Genomic DNA, 23,076 nt, shown 5'->3' on the forward strand with positions numbered 1-23,076 from the left:
AGCGACCCGCGCGGTCCTCGTGGCAGCAGTACAGAAGTGCGTACAGAAGACGGTGCCCTGGGACTATCTGGGCGCCAAAGTGTGTTTTGCCCGTATATGGGAGGCGGCATGACAGAGACGGCGAGCGGCCCGGCACGTGGTTCCCGCACCAAGGGAGCCAAGTCGGCGAGCAAGGGCCTGCGTATCGAGCGCATCCACACCACCCCCGGCGTGCATCCGTACGACGAGGTGGCCTGGGAGCGCCGTGACGTCGTCATGACCAACTGGCGCGACGGCTCGATCAACTTCGAGCAGCGTGGCGTCGAGTTCCCCGACTTCTGGTCGGTGAACGCGGTCAACATCGTCACCAGCAAGTACTTCCGCGGGGCCGTCGGTTCCCCGCAGCGCGAGACCGGTCTCAAGCAGCTCATCGACCGCATCGTGAAGACGTACACGAAGGCCGGCGAGGAGTACGGCTACTTCGCCTCGCCCGCCGACGCCGAGATCTTCGAGCACGAGCTGGCCTACGCCCTCCTGCACCAGATCTTCAGCTTCAACTCGCCGGTCTGGTTCAACGTCGGCACCCCGCAGCCCCAGCAGGTCTCCGCCTGCTTCATCCTGTCCGTCGACGACTCCATGGAGTCCATCCTCGACTGGTACAAGGAAGAGGGCATGATCTTCAAGGGCGGCTCCGGCGCCGGCCTGAACCTCTCCCGCATCCGCTCCTCCAAGGAGCTGCTCTCCTCCGGCGGCAACGCCTCCGGCCCGGTCTCCTTCATGCGCGGCGCCGACGCCTCCGCAGGAACGATCAAGTCGGGCGGCGCCACCCGCCGCGCGGCCAAGATGGTCATCCTGGACGTCGACCACCCCGACATCGAGGACTTCATCGAGACCAAGGTCAAGGAGGAGGAGAAGATCCGCGCCCTTCGCGACGCGGGCTTCGACATGGACCTGGGCGGCGACGACATCACGTCCGTCCAGTACCAGAACGCCAACAACTCCGTCCGCGTGAACGACACGTTCATGAAGGCCGTCGAGTCCGGCGGGAAGTTCGGCCTCACCTCGCGCATGACCGGCGAGGTCATCGAGGAGGTCGACGCCAAGTCGCTCTTCCGCAAGATGGCCGAGGCCGCGTGGGCCTGTGCCGACCCGGGCATCCAGTACGACGACACGATCAACCACTGGCACACCTGCCCCGAGTCCGGCCGCATCAACGGCTCGAACCCGTGCAGCGAGTACATGCACCTGGACAACACGTCCTGCAACCTCGCCTCGTTGAACCTCATGAAGTTCCTCAAGGACGACGGCAAGGGCAACCAGTCCTTCGACGTCGAGCGCTTCGCCAAGGTCGTCGAGCTCGTCATCACCGCGATGGACATCTCCATCTGCTTCGCCGACTTCCCCACCCAGAAGATCGGCGAGAACACCCGCGCCTACCGCCAGCTCGGCATCGGCTACGCCAACCTCGGCGCCCTGCTGATGGCGACCGGCCACGCGTACGACTCCGACGGCGGCCGCGCCCTCGCCGGTGCCATCACCTCCCTGATGACCGGCACCTCGTACAAGCGCTCCGCCGAACTCGCCGCGGTCGTCGGCGCGTACGACGGCTACGCCCGCAACGCCGAGCCGCACCAGCGCGTCATGCAGCAGCACGCCGACGAGAACACCAAGGCCGTCCGCATGGACGACCTGGACTCGCCGATCTGGGCCGCCGCCACGGAGGCCTGGCAGGACGTGATCCGCCTCGGCGCCAAGAACGGCTTCCGCAACGCCCAGGCCTCGGTCATCGCCCCCACCGGCACCATCGGTCTCGCGATGTCCTGCGACACCACCGGCCTCGAGCCCGACCTCGCCCTGGTCAAGTTCAAGAAGCTCGTCGGCGGCGGCTCGATGCAGATCGTCAACGGCACCGTCCCGCAGGCACTGCGCCGCCTGGGTTACCAGGAGGAGCAGATCGAGGCGATCGTCGCCCACATCGCCGAGCACGGCAACGTGATCGACGCCCCCGGCCTCAAGGCCGAGCACTACGAGGTCTTCGACTGCGCCATGGGCGAGCGCTCCATCTCCGCGATGGGCCACGTCCGCATGATGGCCGCCATCCAGCCGTGGATCTCCGGCGCCCTCTCCAAGACCGTGAACCTGCCGGAGACGGCCACGGTCGAGGACGTCGAGGAGGTCTACTTCGAGGCGTGGAAGATGGGCGTCAAGGCGCTCGCGATCTACCGCGACAACTGCAAGGTCGGCCAGCCGCTCTCCGCCAAGAAGAAGGAGGACGAGAAGGCCGAGGTCACCGCGAAGTCCGAGGCGACGATCCGCGAGGCCGTCGAGAAGGTCGTCGAGTACCGTCCGGTCCGCAAGCGCCTGCCGAAGGGCCGCCCGGGGATCACCACCTCCTTCACCGTCGGTGGCGCCGAGGGCTACATGACCGCCAACTCCTACCCGGACGACGGTCTCGGCGAGGTCTTCCTGAAGATGTCCAAGCAGGGTTCGACCCTCGCCGGCATGATGGACGCCTTCTCCATCGCCGTCTCCGTCGGTCTGCAGTACGGCGTCCCGCTGGAGACGTACGTCTCGAAGTTCACCAACATGCGCTTCGAGCCGGCCGGCATGACGGACGACCCGGACGTGCGGATGGCGCAGTCGATCGTCGACTACATCTTCCGTCGCCTGGCGCTCGACTTCCTGCCCTTCGAGACCCGCTCCGCCCTCGGCATCCACTCGGCCGAGGAGCGTCAGCGTCACCTCGACACCGGCTCGTACGAGCAGGCCGAGGACGAGGTCGACGTCGAGGCGCTCGCGCAGTCCGCCCCCCGCGCCCAGGAGCTGAAGGCCGTCGCGGTCCCGGCCCTGACCGAGGTCCCGGCCCCCAAGCAGGCCCACACCTCCGCGGAGCTCGTCGAGATGCAGCTCGGCATCAGCGCCGACGCCCCGCTCTGCTTCTCCTGCGGCACCAAGATGCAGCGCGCCGGCTCCTGCTACATCTGCGAGGGCTGCGGCTCGACCAGCGGCTGCAGCTGACGCCGACGGCAGCGCGTCGGACGGGCGTCCGGTGTAGCGCGTAGGCTCCGCTGACCAGCGGTTCACGAAGGGGATCGGCCCAGTGCCGGTCCCCTTCGTCGTGCCCGGGGCGCTTCGCCCGGCCGAGCCGGACCGCGCCGACGTCCGTATGCACGGCTGTGGGCGGGGGCGGATCTTCGTGGGTTCCGACAGTACGAGGGCGTGGCGGGGGGCGGGAAGACTGGCGCCGGAGGCCGAGGCGTGTCCCAGGGTGGGAGCCGGGCCGGAAGATCCGATGGCGTACCGGGGAGGGCGGCGCGGTGAGCGTGCAGCAGTATGACGAGATCGGTGAGGCGTTCGAGGGGTTCAAGGCGCTTCCGGCGGTGAGGTACGGGGAGGTGCCGAGCTTCCTGGGCATGGTCGGGGACGTGCGGGGGAAGGCGGTTCTGGACCTGGCCTCCGGAACCGGTTTCTACAGCAGGGAGTTCAAGCGGCGCGGCGCCGCGGAGGTCTTCGGGTACGACATCTCCGGCGAGATGGTCGCCGTCGCGGAGGCCCTGGAGAAGCACGATCCGCTGGGGGTGGGCTACGCGGTGGCCGACGCGGCCGAACCGAGCTCGCTCGGGCGGAGCTTCGACGTCGCCGTGGCGGTGCAGCTGCTCAACTACGCGGAGGACGTCGCCGCCATGGAGCGGATGTGCCGCAACGCGCACGGCAACCTGAGGCCCGGCGGCGAGCTCTTCCTCTTCAACCAGTCGCCGGACTACGACTTCGCCGGGCCTTCGCTGGCCAAGTACGGCTTCGTCACCGAACTGACCGGCGAGGAGGCCGAGGCCGGACCGCGCGTCCGGACCACCGCGCTGCTCGAACCGCCGGTCACCATCGTCAGCACCTTCCCGCGCCGCGAGGTGTACGAGAAGTGTCTGCGGGCGGCCGGATTCAGCGAGCTGACCTGGGTCCCGCTGGAGGTGTCCGCCGAGGGAGTCGCCGAGTTCGGCGAGGACTTCTGGGCGGACTTCCGTGCCAACCCGCCCCTGGAGATGCTGCGCTGCCGCGCCTGAGGTCCGGCTGGGAGGCGTCGACCGTCGGTCGGCGCCTCCCTCCGTGCGTGAGGAGAAGGGTCAGACCCGTGCGGTACCCAGCAGGGTCCCGAAGGTCTGCGGGTCGGCGTCGAAGCCGTGGCTGATCGGACGGTAGGACCAGCCGGTTCCGGCGCGGGTGAACTCCACGACCGTCGCCGACAGGGCGTCCGGCACGTCCGTGAAGTCGTGCGTCAGGAGGTCGTCGTACCCCTCGCGGACCCGTATGCCCGTGTTGGCTATGCCGCCGAACGCCAGTCGTCCGCCGTTCTGCTGTATCGCGACGCCCACCACCACGCGCGCGTACTCCGGGGCCAGCCGGTTCAGCTCCAGGGTCATGGCCTCGTCGTAGCCGAAGCCCTGTCCCGTACGGCTGTCGCGGTGGAGCGTGATCGTGCCGTCGGGGGAGCGGCTGCCGAAGTGCACCAGGTAGACGGGCGCCCCGTGCGGGTCCGCCGCGGAGAAGACGCCCGCGACGATGTCCAGGTCGTGGGCCGGCGAGCCGGCCGGCGCGGGGTCCCACCTGAGCGTCACCTCGACCCGGCCCACCCCTTTGTTGAGTCCGCTCATCGCGCTTCCCTTCTTCCCGTGCGCCCCCGCGCACGCTCGCCGCGTACCGTCCAGTCGCCGAAAAGCCCGTGGTCGTGGGCTGATTGCTCATGGTGTCATGGGGCTACGACAGTGGACCCGGCGCTTGAGGGGGAGAGCGGTTTGTGGAGCGGTGACGAGCTGGATCTCGACGCATATCTGGCTCGAATCGGATACGACGTCGACCGCGACGGGGAACTCGCCATCGATCTCAGGACCCTGACGGTCCTTCACCGGGCGCACGTCCGGGCCATTCCGTTCGAGAACCTCGACGTCGCCCTCGGGAGGAAGGTTCCCCTCGACCTGAAGACCCTCCAGGGCAAGCTCGTCGAGCGCCGCCGAGGAGGCTACTGCTACGAGCAGAACTCCCTGTTCGCCGCGGTGCTCGAACGGATCGGGTTCCCGGTGGCCGCCCGCGGAGCCCGCAACCGCTCGCGGGGCACGGCACTGACACCCGTCACGCACGCCCTCCTCGTCGTCACGGTGGACGGCGGGCAGTGGCTCGCCGACGTGGGGTTCGGCTGGCAGGGGCCGCTGGAACCGGTGCCGCTGCGGGACGGGGCACGCGTCGAGCAGGGCGGCTGGACCTTCGGGGTCGACGTGGAGGACGAGGGCATCCACGTCCTGCGCTCCCTGCGGCCGCAAGGCTGGACGGACCTGTACGCGTTCGCTCCGCAGTCCCTCTACCCGGGCGACTTCACCGTCATGAACCACTACAGCTCCAGTCACCCCCTGTCGCGCTTCATCGGCCAGGTCGTGGCCCAGCGGCCAGGCGCGGACGTGCGCAGGGCCCTGGTGCGCGACACGCTGTCGACCGTCCGGACGGACGGTACCGCCGAGGAACGGAAGGTGACCGTCGGCGAATTGGCCGGACTGCTGGAGACCGATTTCGGGATCGAACTGGATGACGAGGAACGCGCGGGACTGGAACGCCTGCACCCGACGGGCGCCTGAGAGGGTCTGCCGGGGCGCAGCCCCGCCCCGTACGATGGCGCGGTGCTGGTCAAGTGGATTCGCTGCACCGTGACGGACCGTCGAGGGTTCGAGCGGGGGCAGCGGAAATGGGCGGGGCTGCTCGGTGAGCCGGGATTCCGGGGACAGGGCGGCGGGTGGAGCCGGGCTCGACCGGACGTCGCCCACATCTTCGCGTTCTGGGAGAGCCGGGCCTTCTACGACTCCTTCATGGCGCGGTCGCACGATCGTCTGGCGGCCTCGCAGGTGGGCACGTTCAAGGACGTCCAGGTCAAGCTGTTCGACCACCGCTTCGACGTGAAGACGGGGTTCGAGCCGCGGTTCGCCGACGCCGACGTGGCACGGGTGGCGCACTGCCGTGTCCACGAGGACCGCGCCGAGCACTTCGCGCTCATGCAGGAGAAGGTGTGGAACCCGGCGATGGCCGGGTCCCCCGGCATGCTGCGGGGGCTCTTCGGAGAGGCGCCCGGCAGCGAGTTCCTGGTGCTCTCGATGTGGCACTCCGCCGCCGAGCACGGCAAGTACCGGGTGGAGCGCATCGAGCGGCTCGGTCTGCGCGCCCGCACGGCGGCCGACGTGGCGGCGCTCTCCGGTGACGTGGTGCAGCTCGAATCGGTGTGGACGGTGTGAACGGGGCCGGCAGCCGCGATCGCGCGCTCGTACACCGTATGGAGGCCGGGGGCGGGCCCGGCCGAGCCGGTCGGGGAGCCGCGATCTAGGGTCGGGGTATGGCACGACCGCGGCGCATCGTCCTCGTACGGCACGGAGAGTCCGAGGGCAATGTCGATGACACGGTGTACGAACGCGAGCCCGACCATGCGCTGAGGCTCACCGAGACCGGCCACCGGCAGGCGGAGGCGACGGGGGTACGGCTCCGGGAGACCTTCGGCGACGAACCGGTCAGTGTCTACGTCTCGCCGTACCGCCGCACCCATGAGACCCTCCGGGCCTTCCGGCTGCCTCCCGGGCAGGTCCGGGTACGGGAGGAGCCCCGGCTCCGGGAGCAGGACTGGGGCAACTGGCAGGAGCGGGAGGACGTGCGCCTGCAGAAGGCGTACCGGGACGCGTACGGGCACTTCTTCTACCGCTTCGCCCAGGGCGAGTCGGGGGCGGACGTCTACGACCGGGTCGGCGCGTTCCTGGAGAGCCTCTACCGCAGCTTCGAGGCGCCCGACCACCCGCCGAACGTCCTGATCGTCACCCACGGACTGACCATGCGGCTGTTCTGCATGCGCTGGTTCCACTGGACGGTCGCCGAATTCGAGTCGCTGTCGAACCCCGGCAACGCCGACACCCGCACCCTGCTGCTCGGCGAGGACGGGCGGTACCGCCTGGACAGGCCGTTCGAACGCTGGCGTACCCCGGAACCGTACGGCTACACCGGATAGAGTGGCAGGGCGATGACCGCTGACTCCTCACTCGACCGGCGCTTCGACCGCGCCCTGGCCAGCCTGCGCGGGCTGTCCGTGGGAGACGCCCTGGGCTCCCAGTTCTTCGTACCCGCCCACTACCCCCTGCTGAAGCGGCGTGAACTGCCCGCCGGCCCTTGGCAGTGGACCGACGACACCGAGATGGCCTGCTCCGTCCTGGCCGTGCTCGTGCAGCACGACCGGATCGACCAGGACGCCCTCGCCCTGTCCTTCGCCCGGCACCACGACTTCGACCGCGGCTACGGCCCGGCGGTCAACCGGATGCTCCGGCTCATCAGGGAGGGCGGCGACTGGCGGGAGCTGGCCGCCGCGCTCTTCAACGGCCAGGGCTCCTGGGGGAACGGCGCCGCCATGCGGATCGCCCCGCTCGGAGCCTGGTACGCGGACGACCCGGAGCAGGCGACGCACCAGGCCGAGATCTCCGCGTACACGACGCATCAGCACCGGGAGGCCGTGGTCGGCGCCATGGCCGTCGCCGCAGCGGCCGCGCTGGCCGCCGACCCCGCCGGACCGCCCACGCCCGAGGCGCTCCTCGACGGGGTCATCGCCCTGGTGCCGCGCAGCGCGGTGGGCGCGGGCCTGCGCAGGGCCCGCGACATGCTCGACTACGGCGACGCGGGAACCGTCGCCGCCGTGCTCGGCAGCGGCCGGCGGACGAGCGCCCACGACACGGTGCCGTTCGCGCTCTGGTCGGCGGCCCGGGGCCTCGGCGACTTCGAGCGGGTGTTCTGGACGACCGCGCAGGTCGGCGGCGACGTCGACACGACCTGCGCCATCGCCGGGGGCGTGGTGGCCGGCACGGCGGCAGGTGCGCCGCCGGCCGACTGGCTGCGGCAGACCGAAGCGCTGCCCGACTGGGTCCCGGACGCGGCGACCGCCTGAGGCCGCGGTGCGTCCGGCGCGGCCGTGGAGGGTGCTGAACGACGCACGAGGTCCCTCGCGCCCTTTCGGGGTACGAGGGACCTCGGCGTTTCCGGCGGCGGGGATCCCTGCCGTGCCCCCGGGCTCAGGCCACCGGGCCCGCCGCCTCCGCGCGGCCGCTCAGCGCCTCCAGGTCGCTCTTGCGGACCCGGATCATCAGGACGGCCGTGACCAGCGCGATCAGCGCCATCACCGCGGCCGCCATGAAGGCCGAGGCGATGCCCGAGGTCAGGACCTCGTGTGCCCAGGGAGCGGGCAGCTGCCCGGTCTTCGCGAACTCGGCCTTCTGCTCCGGGGGCGCGGTCGCGAAGAAGGCCTGGCCCTGCCGGGCGCCCTCCTCGCGGCTCGCCGTGCCGAAGACCGTGACCAGGATGGACAGACCGAGCGAACCGCCGACCTGCTGGGTGGCGTTGAGCAGACCCGACGCGGCGCCCGCCTCGTGCTGGGCGACCCCGGAGACGGCCGTGAGCGTGAGCGTCACGAAGTTGAGGCCCATGCCGAAGCCGAAGAGGAGCATCGGGCCCAGGACGCCGTCGGCGTAGCTGCTGTCCGAGGTGATGAACATCTGCCAGAAGAGGCCGGCGGCGGTGATCGCCGAACCCGCCACCATGAACGGCTTGGGGCCGAAGGACGGGAGGAACCGCTGCGCGAGTCCCGCCCCGACGGCGATCGCGACGGTCACGGGAAGGAATGCGAGGCCGGACTGGATCGGGCTGTAGCCGAGGACGTCCTGGACCCACAGCACGATGAAGAAGAACATGCCGAACATCGCGGCCGCCAGGCTGAGCATGATGACGTACGTGCCCGAGCGGTTGCGGTCCGCGAACATCCGGAGCGGAGTGATCGGTTCCTTGGCGCGCTGTTCCACGAGGACGAAGGCCACCAGGAGGACCACGGCCGCGACGAAGGAGCCGATCGTCAGCCCGTCCTTCCAGCCCTCCTCGGAGGCCCGGATGAACCCGTACACCAGCGCCGCCATGCCGAGCGTCGAGGTGGCGGCGCCCGCGATGTCGAACCGGCCCGGATGGCGCTCGGACTCTCCGATGTAGCGCGGGGTGAGGAAGGCGATCAGCAGGCCGATCGGCACGTTGACGAAGAGGACCCAGCGCCAGTCGAGCCATTCGGTCAGCATGCCGCCGGCGAGCAGGCCGATGGCGCCGCCGCCCGCGGAGACCGCGGCGAAGACGCCGAACGCCCGGTTGCGTTCCGGACCTTCGGGGAACGTCGTGGTGATCAGCGCGAGCGAGGTGGGCGAGGCGATGGCGCCGCCCACCCCCTGCAGGGCCCGCGCGACGAGCAGCTGCCAGGGCTCCTGGGCGAAGCCGCCGAGCAGGGAGGCGAAGGTGAAGAGCAGGATGCCGGCCAGGAAGACCCGGCGGCGCCCCAGGATGTCGCCGGCGCGCCCGCCGAGCAGCAGGAGACCGCCGAAGGTGAGCGTGTAGGCGCTGAGCACCCACGACAGGTCGGTCGTCGAGAAGGAGAGCGCGTCCTGGATGTGCGGCAGGGCGATGTTCACGATGGTCGCGTCGAGGACGACCATCAGCTGGCAGGCGGCGATGACGGCGAGGGCGATGCCCGGCCGGTCTGCGGCGCGAGCGGGGCCGTCCTTGGTCTGGGTGTCCAGCGGAGAAGTTGTCACTATGGATCCCCCACGGAAGAATTAGTGAACGCACCCGTTCACTGTCCACCACGGTAGTGAGTCCCCCTCAGTGAACGCAACCGTTCACTGAGCGCTGCCGACGACCCGCATCGCCACAACGGAGAGATCCTGATGGTTACTTCGCGCTCCGCGGCCGCCGCTCGGCCGGAAGGGGTGTCGCCGCGACGCCGCGGTCCCGTACTCGAACGGGCCATTCTCGAGGCCGCGCTCGACCAGCTCGGCAGCGTCGGCTGGAACGGTCTGACGATGGAGGGTGTCGCGGTCGGCGCGCAGACCGGCAAGGCCGCCGTGTACCGGCGCTGGCCGTCGAAGGAGGACCTCGTCGCGGACGCCCTCCAGGCCGGACTGCCCACACTCGACGAGGCCCCCGACCGCGGCGGCGTGCGCGAGGACCTGTACGAGCTCTGCCTCCGGGTCAGGGACGTCATGTATTCCAAGCCCGGCTTCGCCCTGCGAGCAGTGCTTCACGAATGCGACGCGGACTCCGCGGAACGGTTCCACGGGCTCATCGTCACCGGCGTGGTCGAGCCGTCAACCCGGCTCTTCAAGGAGGTTCTGCAGCGCGGAATCATGCGGGGTGAGGTGCGTGCCGACGCGATGGACGATCTCGTTCTGGACGTGATCCCCGCGATGATGATGTACCGATCCAAGGTGTGCGGCAGCGAATGGTCGAACGACGAGATCGCCGCCGTGATCGACCGCGTCATGGTGCCGCTGGTGCGCGCGGGACGAGGCTGAGGAGGGCCCGCGGACACGATCCCCACGGTCCCCGCGGCCGGGCGGGAAGGCCCCCCGGGGGCTCCTAGGGGAATCCGGGTATCGCGCGCGGCACCGGGCGGCGTAACCTGGCTTGCGCCATGCCGTACGAACCTCCCACTCACACTGTCGAGCGATCGCTCCGCGCCACCAGCGGCGCCAAGGTCGTCGCCGGAGTCGACGAAGTCGGGCGCGGGGCGTGGGCCGGCCCCGTCACGGTGTGCGCGGCCGTCACCGGTCTGCGCCGGCCCCCCGAAGGCCTCACCGACTCCAAACTGCTCACCCCCAAGCGCCGGACCGCGCTCGCCGCGGAACTGGAGCGGTGGGTCACGGCGTACGCGCTGGGCGACGCCTCCCCCGAGGAGATCGACGAACTCGGGATGACCGCGGCCCTGCGCCTCGCGGCGATCCGGGCACTCGAAGGCCTTCCCCTACGCCCCGACGCGGTGATCCTCGACGGCAAGCACGACTACCTCGGCAGCCCCTGGCAGGTCCGCACGGTGATCAAGGGCGACCAGTCCTGCATCGCCGTCGCCGCGGCCTCCGTCATCGCGAAGGTCCGCCGCGACGCCCTCATGGCGGAGCTGGAGGCCGACGCCGAGCCGTACGCGGCCTACGGCTTCGGCGCCAACGCGGGCTACCCTTCCCCGGTCCACAAAGCGGCACTCGAAGAGCTGGGACCCACCCCGTACCACCGGCTCTCCTGGTCGTACCTGGACGCGCTGCCCCAGTGGCGCCACCTCAAAAAGGTCCGCCTCTCCGCCGAGGCGGCCGCGCTGGAAAGCGGGGGCCAACTCGGCTTCGACTTCTGATCTTCCGGTCGCCGGGACCCGCCGCAGGGTGGCCCCATCACGCGCCCGGGGTGCACATGCGTGCCCACCCGCCGGTGCTCCGCGCAGCGGTGTTCGACCTCCATCCACCCTCCCTCCCGAGGAGCCTCAGATTCACGAGAGCGCCCAGGGTCCCCGCGCCACCGCGTCGACCCCTCGTCCCGTACCCGGTCCGCGTTCCGCGGCCACTCCGCGCCCCGGACGCCCCGGACCCGGTCCGGCCGGGCCCGCGGCGCCGGCGCCGCGCCCCGGACAGACCCCGGCCAGCCGGTCGGAGAATCGTTCCGACCAGCGATCCACGCCGCAGCTCCAGCTGATCCCGGCCCCCCTCGACGGCGCGCTCGACGCCGCCGAGGAGGCGCTCGACCTGCTCCTGGAGAACGGCCGGGCACCTGGCGACGTCCTGGTGCTGACCACCGGCGACCAGCACCCGTGGGCGGCGCACGAGCTGTCCTTCGGCGAGGCCGCCTACTGGGCCCAGCAGGACACCGGTGACGACGTGTTCTTCGCGGACGCCTCCGCCGTGGAGCGGGCCAAGACCCGACCCGTGGTGATCGTCGCCCTCAACGGCGGCGACGACGAGACGACCGCCCGCGCGCTGCCGTCGGCGATGGCCCGCGCGGGCGTGCTGCTCGTCGTCTGCGGTGATCCGCAGCGCGTCACGTCGCTTCTCGGCGCCGGCGTCTGACGACCGTCTTCGCCTGGTCTGATCCGGTCGAACCTGCGCCGGCCCGGAGCCTGCCGGGTCGGGCCGGCGCAGGGCCGGAACTGTGCGGGTCGGGCCGATGCCGGGTCGGGCCCTGGCGTCGGGTCGGAGCCTGCCGGGGCAGGACGGCTCGGATCGGTTCGGCTCGGTTCGGCACCGGCTTCGGCCGGGCGAGGGTTGTCGGGTCCTGACGTGTCGTGCCGTTGCGTACGCGGGATCGGCGTGCGGTGTGCGTGGGTCAGCGTGCGGCGGCCCGGCGCAGTGGCTCGATCGCGCCGCCGGCCGTTCTCGGTGCGAGCCCGCCACGCTCGGCGGGCTCGTCGCCGAGCGGCAGGGGGGACGAGTCGGAGCTCGGCCGCCGGCCTCCCCGGCCCTCGCCGAGCACCTGCCAGCCGCCTCTGGTCAGCGTGATGTACGCGCCGCAGCGGAGCCCGTGCAGGGTGCAGGCGTCGCGGAGCCCCCACATCCAGGCCCCGTCCTCCTCCGTCCAGCGCTCGTCTCCGTCGCGGCAGTACAGCAGGACCGCGGTCCTGACGGGGGTGCGCCTCCGGAGGTCGTGCGGAATGACACGACGCAGATGCGCCAGGAGCGCGTTGCGGAACTCCCAGCCGTCCGCGGGGACGGGACGGCGGACGAAGGAGGCACTGGCGGCGAGGCGTTCCTCGTGGTCCAGGATCGCCAGGACCGCCGTCGTGGGCGTGGGTGTGTGACGTGAGTGCAGGCCGCTGACGACCTCACGCGGATTGCGCAGCAAGGGGATTCCGGCCGCGGCCCACTCGGCGGGTGCGAGCATCCGAGCGAGGCGGCTGGCGGACTCGGACGACGATCTGAGCGAGGTGGCTGTGGGCGGAGCGAATCCGAGGGTCACGGGCCTCCCTTCGGATACGCGCCCGCGAGGCGGGCAAGGTCGGGTGAGGGCGCACCACGGCACAGTCCTTCCGGACCGCTGACGGGCCGAGTGGGGCGGTTTCCCAATTCTTGCGGGCCCGTGCGCGAGCGGCAACGAGCAATTGAGGCCGCTGACGGGAATGAGTCGGTATGCCACTCATATCCCTGCCCAGTTGCCCATTGTTCACTCCCCGTTTCCCCTCCTGTTTCACCCCTGGACGGCGAGCACCAGCGGAAACACCCCTTCCGCTCCTGCCCGCCGCAGCAGCCGGGCCGCCACAGCCAACGTCCAGCCCGTGTCCGACAGGTCGTCCACGAGCAGAATCGGCCCCCCGGCGGCGGCCAGTCGCCCCGCGAGTTCGGCGGAGACCGTCAGCGTCCGCTGCAGCCCGACCACTCGCTGCGCGCTGTTGGTCCGGGAGAGCCGAAGGTCCTCTGCCTCCGGGGCGTACTCCACGACGCCGAGGAAGGGCATTCTGCCGATCTCGGCGATCCGCTCTCCCAGGGAGCCCACCAGTCTCGGCTTGCTGTGGGAGGCGACGGTGACCACGCCGGCGGGCCTGGCCGGTGCGTCCGGTGCCCCGGAGGCCCAACCGCCGGGCCCCTTCGCCCAGTCGGCGAGCACATGGACGACGGCCTGCACGACGTCGTCCGGCACGGGCCCGTCGTGCGTACCGTCCGCGAGCAGCGGACGCAGCCGGTTCCCCCAGCCGATGTCCGAGAGCCGCCCCAGGGCCCGGCCGGCGAACGCCTGCTCGGCCGGCGGGATACGGCCCTTCAGATCGACGCCGACCGCGGCGAGTCCCGTCGGCCACATCTTGCGGGGCTCGACCTCCACGCCGGGCCGCCCCAGCTCGCCCTTGGCCGCGTCCAGCGCCGCGTCCGAGACCTTCGGGTCGAAGCGGCTGCCCGCGCAGTTGTCGCAACGGCCGCACGGAGCGGCCTCCTCGTCGTCCAACTGGCGACGCAGGAACTCCATCCGACAACCCGTCGACGCGGCGTAGTCGCGCATCGCCTGCTGCTCGGTCTCCCGCTGCCGCGCCACCCACGCGTACCGCTCCGTGTCGTACGCCCAGGGGCGGCCCGTGCTCTCCCAACCGCCCTTCACCCGCCGGACCGCTCCGTCCACGTCGAGGACCTTGAGCATCGTCTCCAGCCGCGTCCGGCGCAGCTCGACCAGCGGCTCCAGGGCGGGCAGGGACAGCGGGCGGCCCGCCTGCGCGAGCACGTCGATCGTGCGCCGCACCTGCTCCTCGGGCGGGAAGGCCACCGAGGCGAAGTAGCGCCAGATCGCCTCGTCCTCCTGTCCGGGCAGCAGCAGCACCTCCGCGTGCTCCACCCCTCGGCCGGCCCGGCCGACCTGCTGGTAGTAGGCGATCGGGGAGGAGGGCGACCCGAGGTGCACCACGAAACCCAGGTCAGGCTTGTCGAACCCCATGCCGAGGGCCGAGGTCGCCACCAGGGCCTTGACCCGGTTGGCCTGCAGATCGTCCTCCGCCTGCTGCCGGTCCGCGTTCTCCGTCCGGCCCGTGTACGACGAGACGACGTGCCCGCACTGGCGAAGATATGCCGTCACCTCGTCGGCGGCGGCGACCGTCAGCGTGTAGATGATCCCGGAACCCGGGAGCTCGCCCAGGTGGTCGGCGAGCCAGGCCAGCCGGTGGGCGGCGTCGGGCAGCCGGACGACGCCCAGGCTCAGGCTCTCCCGGTCCAGCGCCCCGCGCAGCACCAGGGCGTCCGTGCCCGCGCCCGTGCCCAGCTGCTCGGCCACGTCCGCCGTCACCCGTGCGTTCGCCGTCGCCGTCGTGGCGAGCACCGGGACACCGGCCGGCAGATCGGCCAGCATGGTGCGCAGCCTGCGGTAGTCGGGCCGGAAGTCGTGACCCCAGTCCGAGATGCAGTGCGCCTCGTCGACCACGAGCAGACCGGTGGCTGCCGCGAGGCGGGGGAGCACCTGGTCACGGAAGTCGGGGTTGTTGAGCCGCTCGGGGCTCACCAGAAGCACGTCCACCTCGCCCGCGGCCACCTCCTGCTGGACCGTCTCCCACTCCTCCGTGTTCGACGAGTTGATCGTCCGGGCACGGATGCCCGCCCGGGCGGCCGCCTCGACCTGGTTGCGCATCAGTGCCAGCAGCGGGGAGACGATCACGGTCGGGCCGCTGCCGCGCTCACGCAGCAGCGAGGTCGCCACGAAATAGACGGCGGACTTGCCCCAGCCCGTCCGCTGCACCACCAGGGCCCGGCGCCGGTCGGCGACCAGCGCCTCGATGGCCCGCCACTGGTCCTCGCGCAGTCTGGCCTCGCCGGTCGGGTCCGAGACGAGACGGGCGAGCACGGTGTCGGCGGCGGTCCGGAGCGAGGCGCGGTCTTCCAGCGGGTCTGAGTGGGTCATGCCTCCATGCAACCCGATGCCTCGGACATCGCGCGAACCAGCCGCCGAACCTGTGGACAACTCGACCGGCCGGCGGATACCCCGATTCGGGAGTTATCCACAGGGGTTTCGGAATTCGGGAGATCACGAGACCGTCCTGACCATGAACGCGAATCACCACGAAACCAGCGGACTCTCCCGTACCCAGCAGATCACCCTGCGCGGCCCGGCGGAACTGGCCGACGCCCTTCCGTTCATGCTGGGCTTCCACCCCACCGACTCCGTCGTCCTGGTCGCCCTGCACGGCGAGCACGGCCGCTTCGGCGGCCGGGTCAGGCTCGGCATCCCGGGCTCGCCCCGTGAATGGGCGTCGACCGCGGACCACCTCGCCGAATGCCTCGTCGAGGGAGGCAGCCGCCACGGCACCCGACCGGACGGCATCGTGGTCTTCCTCTGCCAGGACCCCGCGCCGGGCGAGACGGCCCGCCGGGTCATGGAACGACTGCGCCCGTTCGCGCAGCGGCTGCGCACCGCCTGCGGCTCCCTCGACATCCCCGTCTACGAGGCCCTGTGCATCTCCGACGGCCTCTACTTCTCCTACTGCTGCCCCGACGCCCGGTGCTGTCCGCCGGACGGCACCCCGCTCGCCCTCAGTGGCACGTCCGTGATGGCCGCGACGGCCACGTACTCCGGAGTGCAGGTGCGCGGGTCCCTGCGGGACATGAAGGCCCGGCTCAAGCCGTCCGGCAGGCCGGGAGAGGACAAGCAGCGTGCCGCCCTCGACGCGGCCGCCGCCGCGATCGTCCCGAGGATCCTCGAAGGCGCCGAGGGGAAGGGGCGGTACGAGGTGCGGGAGACGACACTGCGGCTCGCCCGCGAGACCATGCGCCGGTTCGTCGACCCCAAGAGTCCCGCGAGTCCGGCCGGCCCGGCGCGGCCGGCGAGGCCCGCCGGCGCGACGGCGGAGGGAGACGCGGCGGACGACGCCCTGATCGGCACCGAGGAGGCGGCCGCCCTGATCCTCGGCCTCCAGGACCGGGTCACCCGCGACCGAGCCGCCGAGTGGATGGAGGGCTGGGAGGGCACCGCGGCCCTGCGGCTCTGGCGCGTACTGGCCCGGCGCTGCGTCACGCCGTACCAGGAGCACGCCGCCGCGCCCCTGACCCTCGCCGGGTGGACGGCCTGGTCCACCGGCGACGAGCCGACCGCTCGCGTCGCCCTCGGGCTGGCGCTCGAAGCCGACCCCGACTACGTCTTCGCCCAGCTGCTGCACCAGGCGTGCAACGAAGGACTCGACCCCGAATCCCTGCGCTCCTGCCTCAGGGTCGAACGGGACGCCCGTGCCGCCTCCGAGCAGACCGGGCCATCGGAGTCCAGGCGGGTCACGACCCGCGCCACCCGCCCGCAAGGCAGCCGGCAGACGCTCAGGAAGGCCGGACGGAGCGGCCGGCGGGAGCGCGGCCCGGCGGCCGGAGTGCGACCCGGTGGACGCGCCACGGGGAGGCCCGTGAACAGGGCTCCCCGGCGCGACGGGCAGCGCGGCACCAGGAGCGGGCGATGACGGCCGTGACCCTGCCGCCCGCCGACGCGTTCAGCTCTCTGGCGGAGTCGTCCGAACCGTGCCGCCGACATCCCGCCGGCCGCCCGGTTCGCACAGAGAGCATCCCGTACCCGCCATGGCCTCCAGCCCCGTCCCGGCCCCCGGCCGCCCCAGCGGCCCTCCGATCGCCCACTCGCCCGCGCATCCGCTCGGGCATCCGTCCGGGCGCGCCTCCGGACACACGTACGGTGCCGGTGTCGCACTCCCGCGCGCGGCCCGCCCCATGGAACTCCCGTCGGTCCACGGCGCACTCCTCTGCGTCGCCCTGCCCGCCCTCGCCGTCTGTGCCGAGCACGGCCAGCTCACCGGGGAGGGACCCGAGGGCGTGTACTCGGCCGGGAGACGGCTCCTGTCCCGATGTGTCCTGCGGGTGGCGGGGCGTGAACCCGTCGCCCTCCAGGGCCGCATGGCGGCGGCCGACCGGGCGGTCTTCCTCGGCGCGCTGCGCGTGCCGGGGGACACGGGGCCCGACCCCGGGCTCGCCGTCGAACGCACGCGGAGTGCCGACGGAACCGAGCGGATCACCCTGCGCAGCGCCGCCACCCGTGCCCTCCGGCTCCCCGTCGAAATCTCCCTGGGCACGGATCTCGCGGACCTGGGCGCAGTGGCGTCGGGCAGGCCGGGACCGGAGCTCACCGCCAGTGTCCACGGCACCGGACTCCGCTGGACCGGGAGCGACGGCCGATCCGTCGCCGTCACGGCCGACCCGCCGCCGATGGATTCCCTGGCGGCGGCCGGCGTCCTGCGCTGGGAGGCCGAGCTGGCGCCCGGAGCCGCGTTCACGCTCCACCTGCGGGTGCGGGGCGAATCCGCCGTCCGCCCCGCCGCCTCGCCGGGCGTGGGAGCCGGACGGCCCGGCGGCCACCTGCTGTCCGAGGCCCGTGCCGAAGGCGACGACCCTCGCCCCGGCGAACTGCTGCGCCGCTGCGTCGAGGATCTCCGGGCGCTTCTCCAGCGAGACCCGGCGCACCCCGCGGATGTCCACCTCGCCGCCGGTGTCCCCTGGCGCTGCGGACCGGTCACCGCCGAGGCGCTCTGGGCGGCCCGCATGGCCCTGCCCCTCGGCACCAGGCTCGCCGCCACCACCCTGCGCGCCCTCGGCCGCACCCAACTCTCCGGCAGCGGGCCCGAGTCCGGCCGCATCCCAGGACCGCTCAGGGACGCGGGCCCATATCTCCCTCCCCGCTGCACGGGCGTCGAGGCCACCCTCGCCTTCCCGGTCGTGCTCGCGGAGGCCCGCCGCTGGGGACTGCCGTCGGCGGACCTGGAGGAGCTGCTTCCGATGGCGGAGCGGTGCCTCGGCTGGCTGCGCCGCGCCCTCACCGGCCCCGGCTTCGTGCCGGACCCGGGGCCCACCGGGCCCTGGCGGGCCGAGACCCAGGCACACGCGCACCGCGCGGCCCTGCTCGGCGCGGACCTGCTCGACGGCTGTGGGAGGCCCGGGGGGGACGCGCTGCGCGACGGTGCGCGGATCCTGCGCGAGCGGTTCCGGCGGGAGTTCTGGATCGAGGACCGCGCGGGGGGCCGCCCCGCCGTCGCCCGCACGCCCGACGGCCGCAGTCGGCCCGAGCTGGGCGGCTGGGCCGCGCACCTGCTCGACACCGGACTGCTGGGCGGCGGCCGGTACGCGCAGGGACTGCTCGACAAGACGGAATCCGAACAGGTGGCGAGGCTGCTCGGCGCCCCGGTCCTCGACTCCGGCTGGGGCCTGCGCAGCCTCGGCGCCAAGGAGCCCGGGTACAACCCCTTCGGTCACCGGGCCGGCGCGGTCCGCGTGCACGAGACCGCGGTCGCCGTGTCCGGTCTCGCCGCCGTCGGCCACGAGAGGGAGGCGGCTGCCCTGCTGCGAGGCCTGCTCGACGCGGCGGAGTCCTTCGCCCATCGCCTCCCCGAGATGTACGCGGGGGAGCAGCGGACGGCCGACGGGCGCCCGGTGCCCCACCCGGCCGCGTGCAGGCCGGCGGCCGTCGCGGCCGCGGGAGCGGTCCACTCGCTGCTCGCCCTCGCCGGGATCCGGCCCGACGTGCCGGGCGGGTCGGTCTCCGTGCACCCGCTGCCCTCGGCCCCGCTCGGCGCGATCCGGTTCTCGGGGCTCGTGGTCGGGGGCGAGCCCTTCGCCGTGCGAGTCGGCAGGCTCGGCCTCGGTATGGTCGAGGAGGCCGCAGAGGGCCTTCAGCTGGGGGTGTGACGGGATGCCGGGCGCAGACACGACGGAAGCTTCGCGGCAGGGGGAGGAAGGCGTGCTCGATGCTTCCGCGAGGAGTGTTTATCGTCAGGAAGACGACTATGATCGCGGCATGCCTCCCTACGACCCGTCGGCCTTTCCGCCCTTCGCCGTCACCGTCGATCTGGTCGTGCTGACCGTGCGGCGCCACGCGCTCTGCACCCTGGTGGTGCGGCGGGGAGAGGCGCCGTACCAGGGCCGTTGGGCGCTCCCCGGCGGCTTCGTCCGCGAGGAGGAGGACCTCGGCGCCGCGGCCGCGCGTGAACTCGTCGAGGAGACGGGCCTCTGCGCGCACGATCCGGCGGCCCCGACGCCGGTGCCGACCAACGGAGCGCACCTGGAGCAGCTGGCGACCTACGGGGCGCCCGACCGCGACCCTCGCATGCGGGTGGTCAGCGTCGCTCACCTCGCGCTCGCTCCTGACCTTCCGGCGCCGAGGGCCGGCGGCGACGCGAACAGCGCCCGCTGGGCCCCCGTCGAGGAACTGCTCGGGGAGGACGCAGCGGCCGGTGGCGGCGACGAGGGCGGGACGCTCGCCTTCGACCACGCCCGGATCCTGTCCGACGGAGTGGAGCGCGCCCGTTCCAAGATCGAGTACTCCTCCCTGGCCACGGCCTTCTGCCCGCCGGAGTTCACCGTCGGAGAGCTGCGCCGCGTGTACGAGGCCGTCTGGGGTGTCGCCCTGGACCCGCGCAACTTCCACCGCAAGGTGACCGGCACGCCCGGCTTCCTGGTCCCGGCCGGTGGCACCACGACCCGTCAGGGCGGGCGTCCCGCCCAGCTCTTCAGGGCAGGTGGGGCGACCCTTCTCAACCCGCCGATGCTGCGACCCGAGGTCTGACGGGCGCGGACATCCGGCACCTCGGGGACCCAACCCTGCGCCGAAAGTCCGAAATGTAGCGTTATCTTGCTGCGATAGCGCCGCCCTGCCGCGGAGCGGTGTGACCTACCGCGAGAGAAGCGATGCTCCAGGCAATCGGACTGACCAGCACGCCCCGCCGCGATCGCCCGCCCGCCGTGGACGATCTGACCTTCGAGGCCCGGCCGGGGGCCGTGACCGCCCTCCTCGGCGCGCCGGGCTCCGGAAAGACCACCGCCCTCCGGCTCATGCTCGAACTGGAGCCGGGTCGCGGGATCACCTACTTCCGAGGGCGGCCGCTGCACCGCATCGCCCACCCGCCCCGCGAGGTCGGCGTACTCCTCGGCGACATCCCCGGGCACCCCTCCCGCACCCTCCGGGGCCAGCTCCGGATGCTCTGCGCCGCCACGGGCGTACCCGCCTCGCGGTCCGACGAAATGGTGCGGACCGTGGGCCTCGCGGGCCTCGAGCGCCGGCGGATCGGCACCCTGCCGGTCGGCGCCGACCGGCGACTCGGCCTCGCCTCGGCTCTGTTGGGTGCCCCGCACACGCTGCTGCTCGACGAGCCGGGCGCCGGTCTCTCCGCGCCCGAGGGCGCCTGGCTGTACGAGCTCCTGCGCGCTCACGCGGCCGACGGCGGAACCGTGCTCTACACCACGGACGATCCCAAGGACGCCGCCCGCAACGCCGACCGGGTCGTCACGCTCGACGGAGGGCGGCTCGTCGCCGACCAGGAGGCGGCCGAGTTCGCCCGCACCCGGCTGCGCCCCCGGGTCTCCGTCCGTACCCCGCACGCCGCGCGGCTCGCCGCCGTCGTCGCCCAAGAGGCCAGGGCGGCCCGTCGCGCGGTCGAGGTGGTCGCGGAAGACGGCAACCGCCTGTCCGTCTACGGCAGCGACTGCGCCGCCGTCGGCGACACGGCGTTCCGCCACGGCGTGCCGGTCCACCGTCTCGTCGACGAGACCGGCGACACCGGGCCCGCCCCGCGTACACCGGAGCGCGCCGCCGCGGGGGACCGGTCCGGAGAGTCACCGGAGGGCGGGCACGCGGCGGCACGCGAGGGGGAGGCCGGGCGGCGCGCCGCCGCCCGGAGGCCCGCACGCTCGCCCCTGCGGCCGCTGCGGTACGAGCTCCACCGGCTCCTGGGCGTGCCGAGTACCCCGCTCGTCGTGACGGGCGTCCTGCTCGTGTCGGTGACCCTCGCGCTGCTCCTCGGCCGCGGCGGCCGCGTTGCGCTGCCCGTGGTCATCGCCGGGTGGCCGGCGATCTCGCCGCTGCCGCCCGCGGCCCTCGGCGCGGGACTGCTGGGCGCCTTCTCCTTCGGCGAGGAGTACCGCTACCCCGCGCTCACCTCCGGACGCGGCGCGGTGCCGCGCAGACCCGGCCTGCTGCTGGCGAAGCTCGCCGTGGCGGCCTCCGTGGCGCTGCTCCTCGGAGCGCTCGTCGTGCTCGCCGACCTCGGGGCCCTCCGGCTCGTCTACGGCGGCGAGTTGATCCCCGTACCAAGGAACTGGCCCACCCTCTGCGCGAGTTGGCTGGGGCTGCTCGTCGGCTGCGCCTGGGCCGGGCTGCTCGGGGCCGGGGTGTTCCGGGCCGCGGCGGCCGGTGTGGCCGCGGTCCTCGCCGTACCGGTCGCCTTCGTCCCGCTGCTGCAGAAGGTGCTGACCGGGCCGTCGGTGCGCTCCGCCGCCGGCCTCCCCGGGCGGTTGAGGGAGTTCGCCGGCCCACGCTGGTCACCGGCGGTGGAGCACTGGCTGGCGGGGGCCCTGCGGGTGGTCGGGCAGCCCGCGGGGGTGGCGCTCTCGTTGATGTTGACAGGGTTGCTCTGCGCCTATGTGTTCACCGGCCTTCGCCGGAAGGCGCGTTGGTGATCACTTGCGGATCGAAAGGCTCCGCTTCGCCGTCAACTTCCTTGAAATATGCCCAATATGTCCGAATAATCGTCAATTGCGCAAGGGGTGCCGATCACCCTTTCGTGTGCTTTTCACCAAAGACCTCAAGGGTCACGGGGGCAACGCCGACAAAGGATGCGTGAGTACCCTTGCGCACACCATGATGACCGCCGCCCGCCCCGTCGACTCCAGCCTCGGCGCCCCGGGCGATCTCGACCGCTACCCCTACGCGGAGGCGCCCGCCGCCGGCCGCGTGGGTCCGCCCGCCTGGGAGGGGGTGGACACCGACCTGGGCCGCGTGGGTCGCCGGACCGCGGGCAACCGGGGCCGCGGGCTGCACGGGCAGCTCGTCCAGCAGCTCGGGCAGATGATCGTCTCCGGTGACCTCGGGGCCGACCGGCCGCTGGTCCCGGAGGAGATCGGTCAGCGGTTCGAGGTCTCCCGCACCGTCGTGCGCGAGTCGCTGCGCGTGCTGGAGGCCAAGGGTCTCGTCAGCGCCCGCCCGAACGTCGGCACCCGGGTCAGGCCGGTCAGTGACTGGAACCTCCTCGACCCCGACATCATCGAGTGGCGCGCCTTCGGCCCGCAGCGCGACGACCAGCGTCGCGAGCTGAACGAGTTGCGCTGGACGATCGAGCCCCTCGCGGCCCGCCTCGCCGCCGGACACGGCCGCGAGGACGTGCAGCAGCGCCTCGCCGACATGGTCGAGATCATGGGCCACGCGTTCGCCCAGGGAGACGGCATCACCTTCTCCCGGGCCGACACCGAGTTCCATTCCCTCCTCATCCAGCTCGCCGGGAACCGCATGCTGGAGCACCTCTCCGGCATCGTCTCCGCCGCGCTCCAGGTCTCCGGCGGTCCCGCCACCGGCTGTGACCGGCCGAGTGAGGCCTGCCTCGCGCACCACGGGCGTATCGTCGACGCGCTGGCCGCGGGGGACGCCCAGGGCGCCGAGACGGCCATGCGGCAGCTCCTCACGGTCCACCCTGAGGTGGAGCGCGTGGTCCCCGCCCCCCGCGAACACTGACCCGCGGGCCGTGGCCGGGAGTGCGGAGGCGTACACACGGCGTGCCGCCGGGTCCGAGCGCCACCCGGGGAGCCCGGCAGGGTCCCCCGGGCGACGCCAGGGCCCCGGCGGCACGAATGTGCATGGATCGACTACTCTGGCCGTTTCGCCGCAAATGAGGTGTGACTCGGGCCACGAAGATTGGGCGTAACACTCCTCCGAGCCGTGCGATGACCTAAGAGGTGACAGCCGAGGAAGGAATACAGCAGCCGTTGGAGGCGCTGTGCAGTTCCCCGGCCCAACCCGCGCCGTCGGCAC

The 23,076-nt window shown here is 72.4% G+C and carries 18 protein-coding genes; 14 read left to right on the forward strand and 4 right to left on the reverse strand.

Annotated elements, in window-relative coordinates:
• Positions 1 to 108 precede the first annotated feature (108 nt).
• Both OO54_RS21520 and OO54_RS21525 read left to right on the forward strand, forming a co-directional pair.
• Complete coding sequence (locus tag OO54_RS21520; RefSeq protein ID WP_033205353.1) at positions 109 to 2,997, forward strand: vitamin B12-dependent ribonucleotide reductase; 2,889 nt, start codon at positions 109 to 111, stop codon at positions 2,995 to 2,997.
• A 299-nt stretch (positions 2,998 to 3,296) separates the two neighbouring features.
• Complete coding sequence (locus tag OO54_RS21525) at positions 3,297 to 4,037, forward strand: class I SAM-dependent methyltransferase (protein WP_033205355.1); 741 nt, start codon at positions 3,297 to 3,299, stop codon at positions 4,035 to 4,037.
• 60 nt (positions 4,038 to 4,097) lie between these two features.
• Here OO54_RS21525 and OO54_RS21530 read toward each other — a convergent pair whose 3' ends face one another.
• Positions 4,098 to 4,625 carry a TerD family protein gene (locus OO54_RS21530; protein WP_033205358.1) on the reverse strand — a complete coding sequence of 176 codons (528 nt, stop codon included), beginning with the start codon at positions 4,623 to 4,625 and terminating at the stop codon, positions 4,098 to 4,100.
• A gap of 141 nt (positions 4,626 to 4,766) precedes the next feature.
• On the opposite strand from OO54_RS21530, the gene OO54_RS21535 reads away from it, so the two are divergent.
• The 4 genes from OO54_RS21535 to OO54_RS21550 all read left to right on the forward strand — a co-directional run bounded on the left by OO54_RS21535 (position 4,767) and on the right by OO54_RS21550 (position 7,927).
• Positions 4,767 to 5,597, forward strand: coding sequence for an arylamine N-acetyltransferase family protein (locus OO54_RS21535; RefSeq protein WP_324611696.1), 831 nt, complete (start codon positions 4,767 to 4,769; stop codon positions 5,595 to 5,597).
• A gap of 42 nt (positions 5,598 to 5,639) precedes the next feature.
• Positions 5,640 to 6,245 (forward strand): YdbC family protein, encoded by a 606-nt coding sequence (locus OO54_RS21540; RefSeq protein WP_033205364.1) that lies wholly within the window; start codon positions 5,640 to 5,642, stop codon positions 6,243 to 6,245.
• 98 nt (positions 6,246 to 6,343) lie between these two features.
• The gene (locus tag OO54_RS21545) at positions 6,344 to 7,003 is read left to right on the forward strand and encodes a histidine phosphatase family protein (RefSeq protein ID WP_017237812.1); all 660 of its coding nucleotides are present in this window, start codon (positions 6,344 to 6,346) and stop codon (positions 7,001 to 7,003) included.
• Between the two features lie 12 nt (positions 7,004 to 7,015).
• Entirely contained in the window at positions 7,016 to 7,927 is a 912-nt protein-coding gene (locus tag OO54_RS21550; RefSeq protein WP_033205367.1) for an ADP-ribosylglycohydrolase family protein, read from the forward strand.
• Between the two features lie 124 nt (positions 7,928 to 8,051).
• Here the strand turns inward: OO54_RS21550 and OO54_RS21555 are convergent, their stop codons facing one another.
• Positions 8,052 to 9,605 carry an MFS transporter gene (locus OO54_RS21555; RefSeq protein WP_033205369.1) on the reverse strand — a complete coding sequence of 518 codons (1,554 nt, stop codon included), beginning with the start codon at positions 9,603 to 9,605 and terminating at the stop codon, positions 8,052 to 8,054.
• Positions 9,606 to 9,737: 132 nt separating this feature from the next.
• Between OO54_RS21555 and OO54_RS21560 the strand changes: the two genes are divergently transcribed.
• The 3 genes from OO54_RS21560 (at position 9,738) to OO54_RS21570 (ending at position 11,900) form a co-directional block, all read left to right on the forward strand.
• Positions 9,738 to 10,364 carry a TetR/AcrR family transcriptional regulator gene (locus OO54_RS21560; protein ID WP_033205371.1) on the forward strand — a complete coding sequence of 209 codons (627 nt, stop codon included), beginning with the start codon at positions 9,738 to 9,740 and terminating at the stop codon, positions 10,362 to 10,364.
• A gap of 119 nt (positions 10,365 to 10,483) precedes the next feature.
• On the forward strand, positions 10,484 to 11,194 hold the full coding sequence (locus OO54_RS21565) for a ribonuclease HII (RefSeq protein WP_033205374.1): 711 nt from the start codon (positions 10,484 to 10,486) through the stop codon (positions 11,192 to 11,194).
• 130 nt (positions 11,195 to 11,324) lie between these two features.
• A complete protein-coding gene (locus OO54_RS21570; RefSeq protein WP_078905290.1) occupies positions 11,325 to 11,900 on the forward strand; it encodes a hypothetical protein in 576 nt (191 codons plus the stop codon).
• Positions 11,901 to 12,156: 256 nt separating this feature from the next.
• Here OO54_RS21570 and OO54_RS21575 read toward each other — a convergent pair whose 3' ends face one another.
• Both OO54_RS21575 and OO54_RS21580 read right to left on the reverse strand, forming a co-directional pair.
• Positions 12,157 to 12,786, reverse strand: coding sequence for a hypothetical protein (locus OO54_RS21575; protein WP_033205379.1), 630 nt, complete (start codon positions 12,784 to 12,786; stop codon positions 12,157 to 12,159).
• A gap of 228 nt (positions 12,787 to 13,014) precedes the next feature.
• Positions 13,015 to 15,198 (reverse strand): RecQ family ATP-dependent DNA helicase, encoded by a 2,184-nt coding sequence (locus OO54_RS21580; RefSeq protein ID WP_033205382.1) that lies wholly within the window; start codon positions 15,196 to 15,198, stop codon positions 13,015 to 13,017.
• Between the two features lie 142 nt (positions 15,199 to 15,340).
• Between OO54_RS21580 and OO54_RS21585 the strand changes: the two genes are divergently transcribed.
• From OO54_RS21585 to OO54_RS21605, 5 genes are all read left to right on the forward strand, one after another.
• Entirely contained in the window at positions 15,341 to 16,738 is a 1,398-nt protein-coding gene (locus tag OO54_RS21585; RefSeq protein WP_033205385.1) for a DUF4192 domain-containing protein, read from the forward strand.
• 115 nt (positions 16,739 to 16,853) lie between these two features.
• Positions 16,854 to 18,965: an amylo-alpha-1,6-glucosidase gene (locus OO54_RS21590; protein ID WP_033205388.1), complete on the forward strand. Its 2,112-nt coding sequence runs from the start codon at positions 16,854 to 16,856 to the stop codon at positions 18,963 to 18,965.
• Positions 18,966 to 19,074: 109 nt separating this feature from the next.
• Complete coding sequence (locus OO54_RS21595; RefSeq protein WP_033205391.1) at positions 19,075 to 19,842, forward strand: NUDIX hydrolase; 768 nt, start codon at positions 19,075 to 19,077, stop codon at positions 19,840 to 19,842.
• Between the two features lie 122 nt (positions 19,843 to 19,964).
• Positions 19,965 to 21,731: an ABC transporter ATP-binding protein gene (locus tag OO54_RS21600; RefSeq protein WP_033205394.1), complete on the forward strand. Its 1,767-nt coding sequence runs from the start codon at positions 19,965 to 19,967 to the stop codon at positions 21,729 to 21,731.
• Positions 21,732 to 21,891: 160 nt separating this feature from the next.
• A complete protein-coding gene (locus OO54_RS21605; protein ID WP_017237641.1) occupies positions 21,892 to 22,779 on the forward strand; it encodes a FadR/GntR family transcriptional regulator in 888 nt (295 codons plus the stop codon).
• The last annotated feature ends 297 nt before the right edge of the window (positions 22,780 to 23,076 follow it).

Source organism: Streptomyces wedmorensis, from assembly GCF_000716445.1.
GTDB lineage: Bacteria > Actinomycetota > Actinomycetes > Streptomycetales > Streptomycetaceae > Streptomyces > Streptomyces wedmorensis.

Coding starts and splice junctions, on each gene's coding strand:
- OO54_RS21520 (WP_033205353.1), top strand. CDS start 109: ATGACAGAGACGGCGAGCGGCCCGGCACGTGGTTCCCGCACCAAGGGA.
- OO54_RS21530 (WP_033205358.1), bottom strand. CDS start 4,625: ATGAGCGGACTCAACAAAGGGGTGGGCCGGGTCGAGGTGACGCTCAGG.
- OO54_RS21545 (WP_017237812.1), top strand. CDS start 6,344: ATGGCACGACCGCGGCGCATCGTCCTCGTACGGCACGGAGAGTCCGAG.
- OO54_RS21550 (WP_033205367.1), top strand. CDS start 7,016: ATGACCGCTGACTCCTCACTCGACCGGCGCTTCGACCGCGCCCTGGCC.
- OO54_RS21560 (WP_033205371.1), top strand. CDS start 9,738: ATGGTTACTTCGCGCTCCGCGGCCGCCGCTCGGCCGGAAGGGGTGTCG.
- OO54_RS21565 (WP_033205374.1), top strand. CDS start 10,484: ATGCCGTACGAACCTCCCACTCACACTGTCGAGCGATCGCTCCGCGCC.
- OO54_RS21580 (WP_033205382.1), bottom strand. CDS start 15,198: ATGACCCACTCAGACCCGCTGGAAGACCGCGCCTCGCTCCGGACCGCC.
- OO54_RS21585 (WP_033205385.1), top strand. CDS start 15,341: ATGAACGCGAATCACCACGAAACCAGCGGACTCTCCCGTACCCAGCAG.
- OO54_RS21590 (WP_033205388.1), top strand. CDS start 16,854: ATGGCCTCCAGCCCCGTCCCGGCCCCCGGCCGCCCCAGCGGCCCTCCG.
- OO54_RS21595 (WP_033205391.1), top strand. CDS start 19,075: ATGCCTCCCTACGACCCGTCGGCCTTTCCGCCCTTCGCCGTCACCGTC.
- OO54_RS21600 (WP_033205394.1), top strand. CDS start 19,965: ATGCTCCAGGCAATCGGACTGACCAGCACGCCCCGCCGCGATCGCCCG.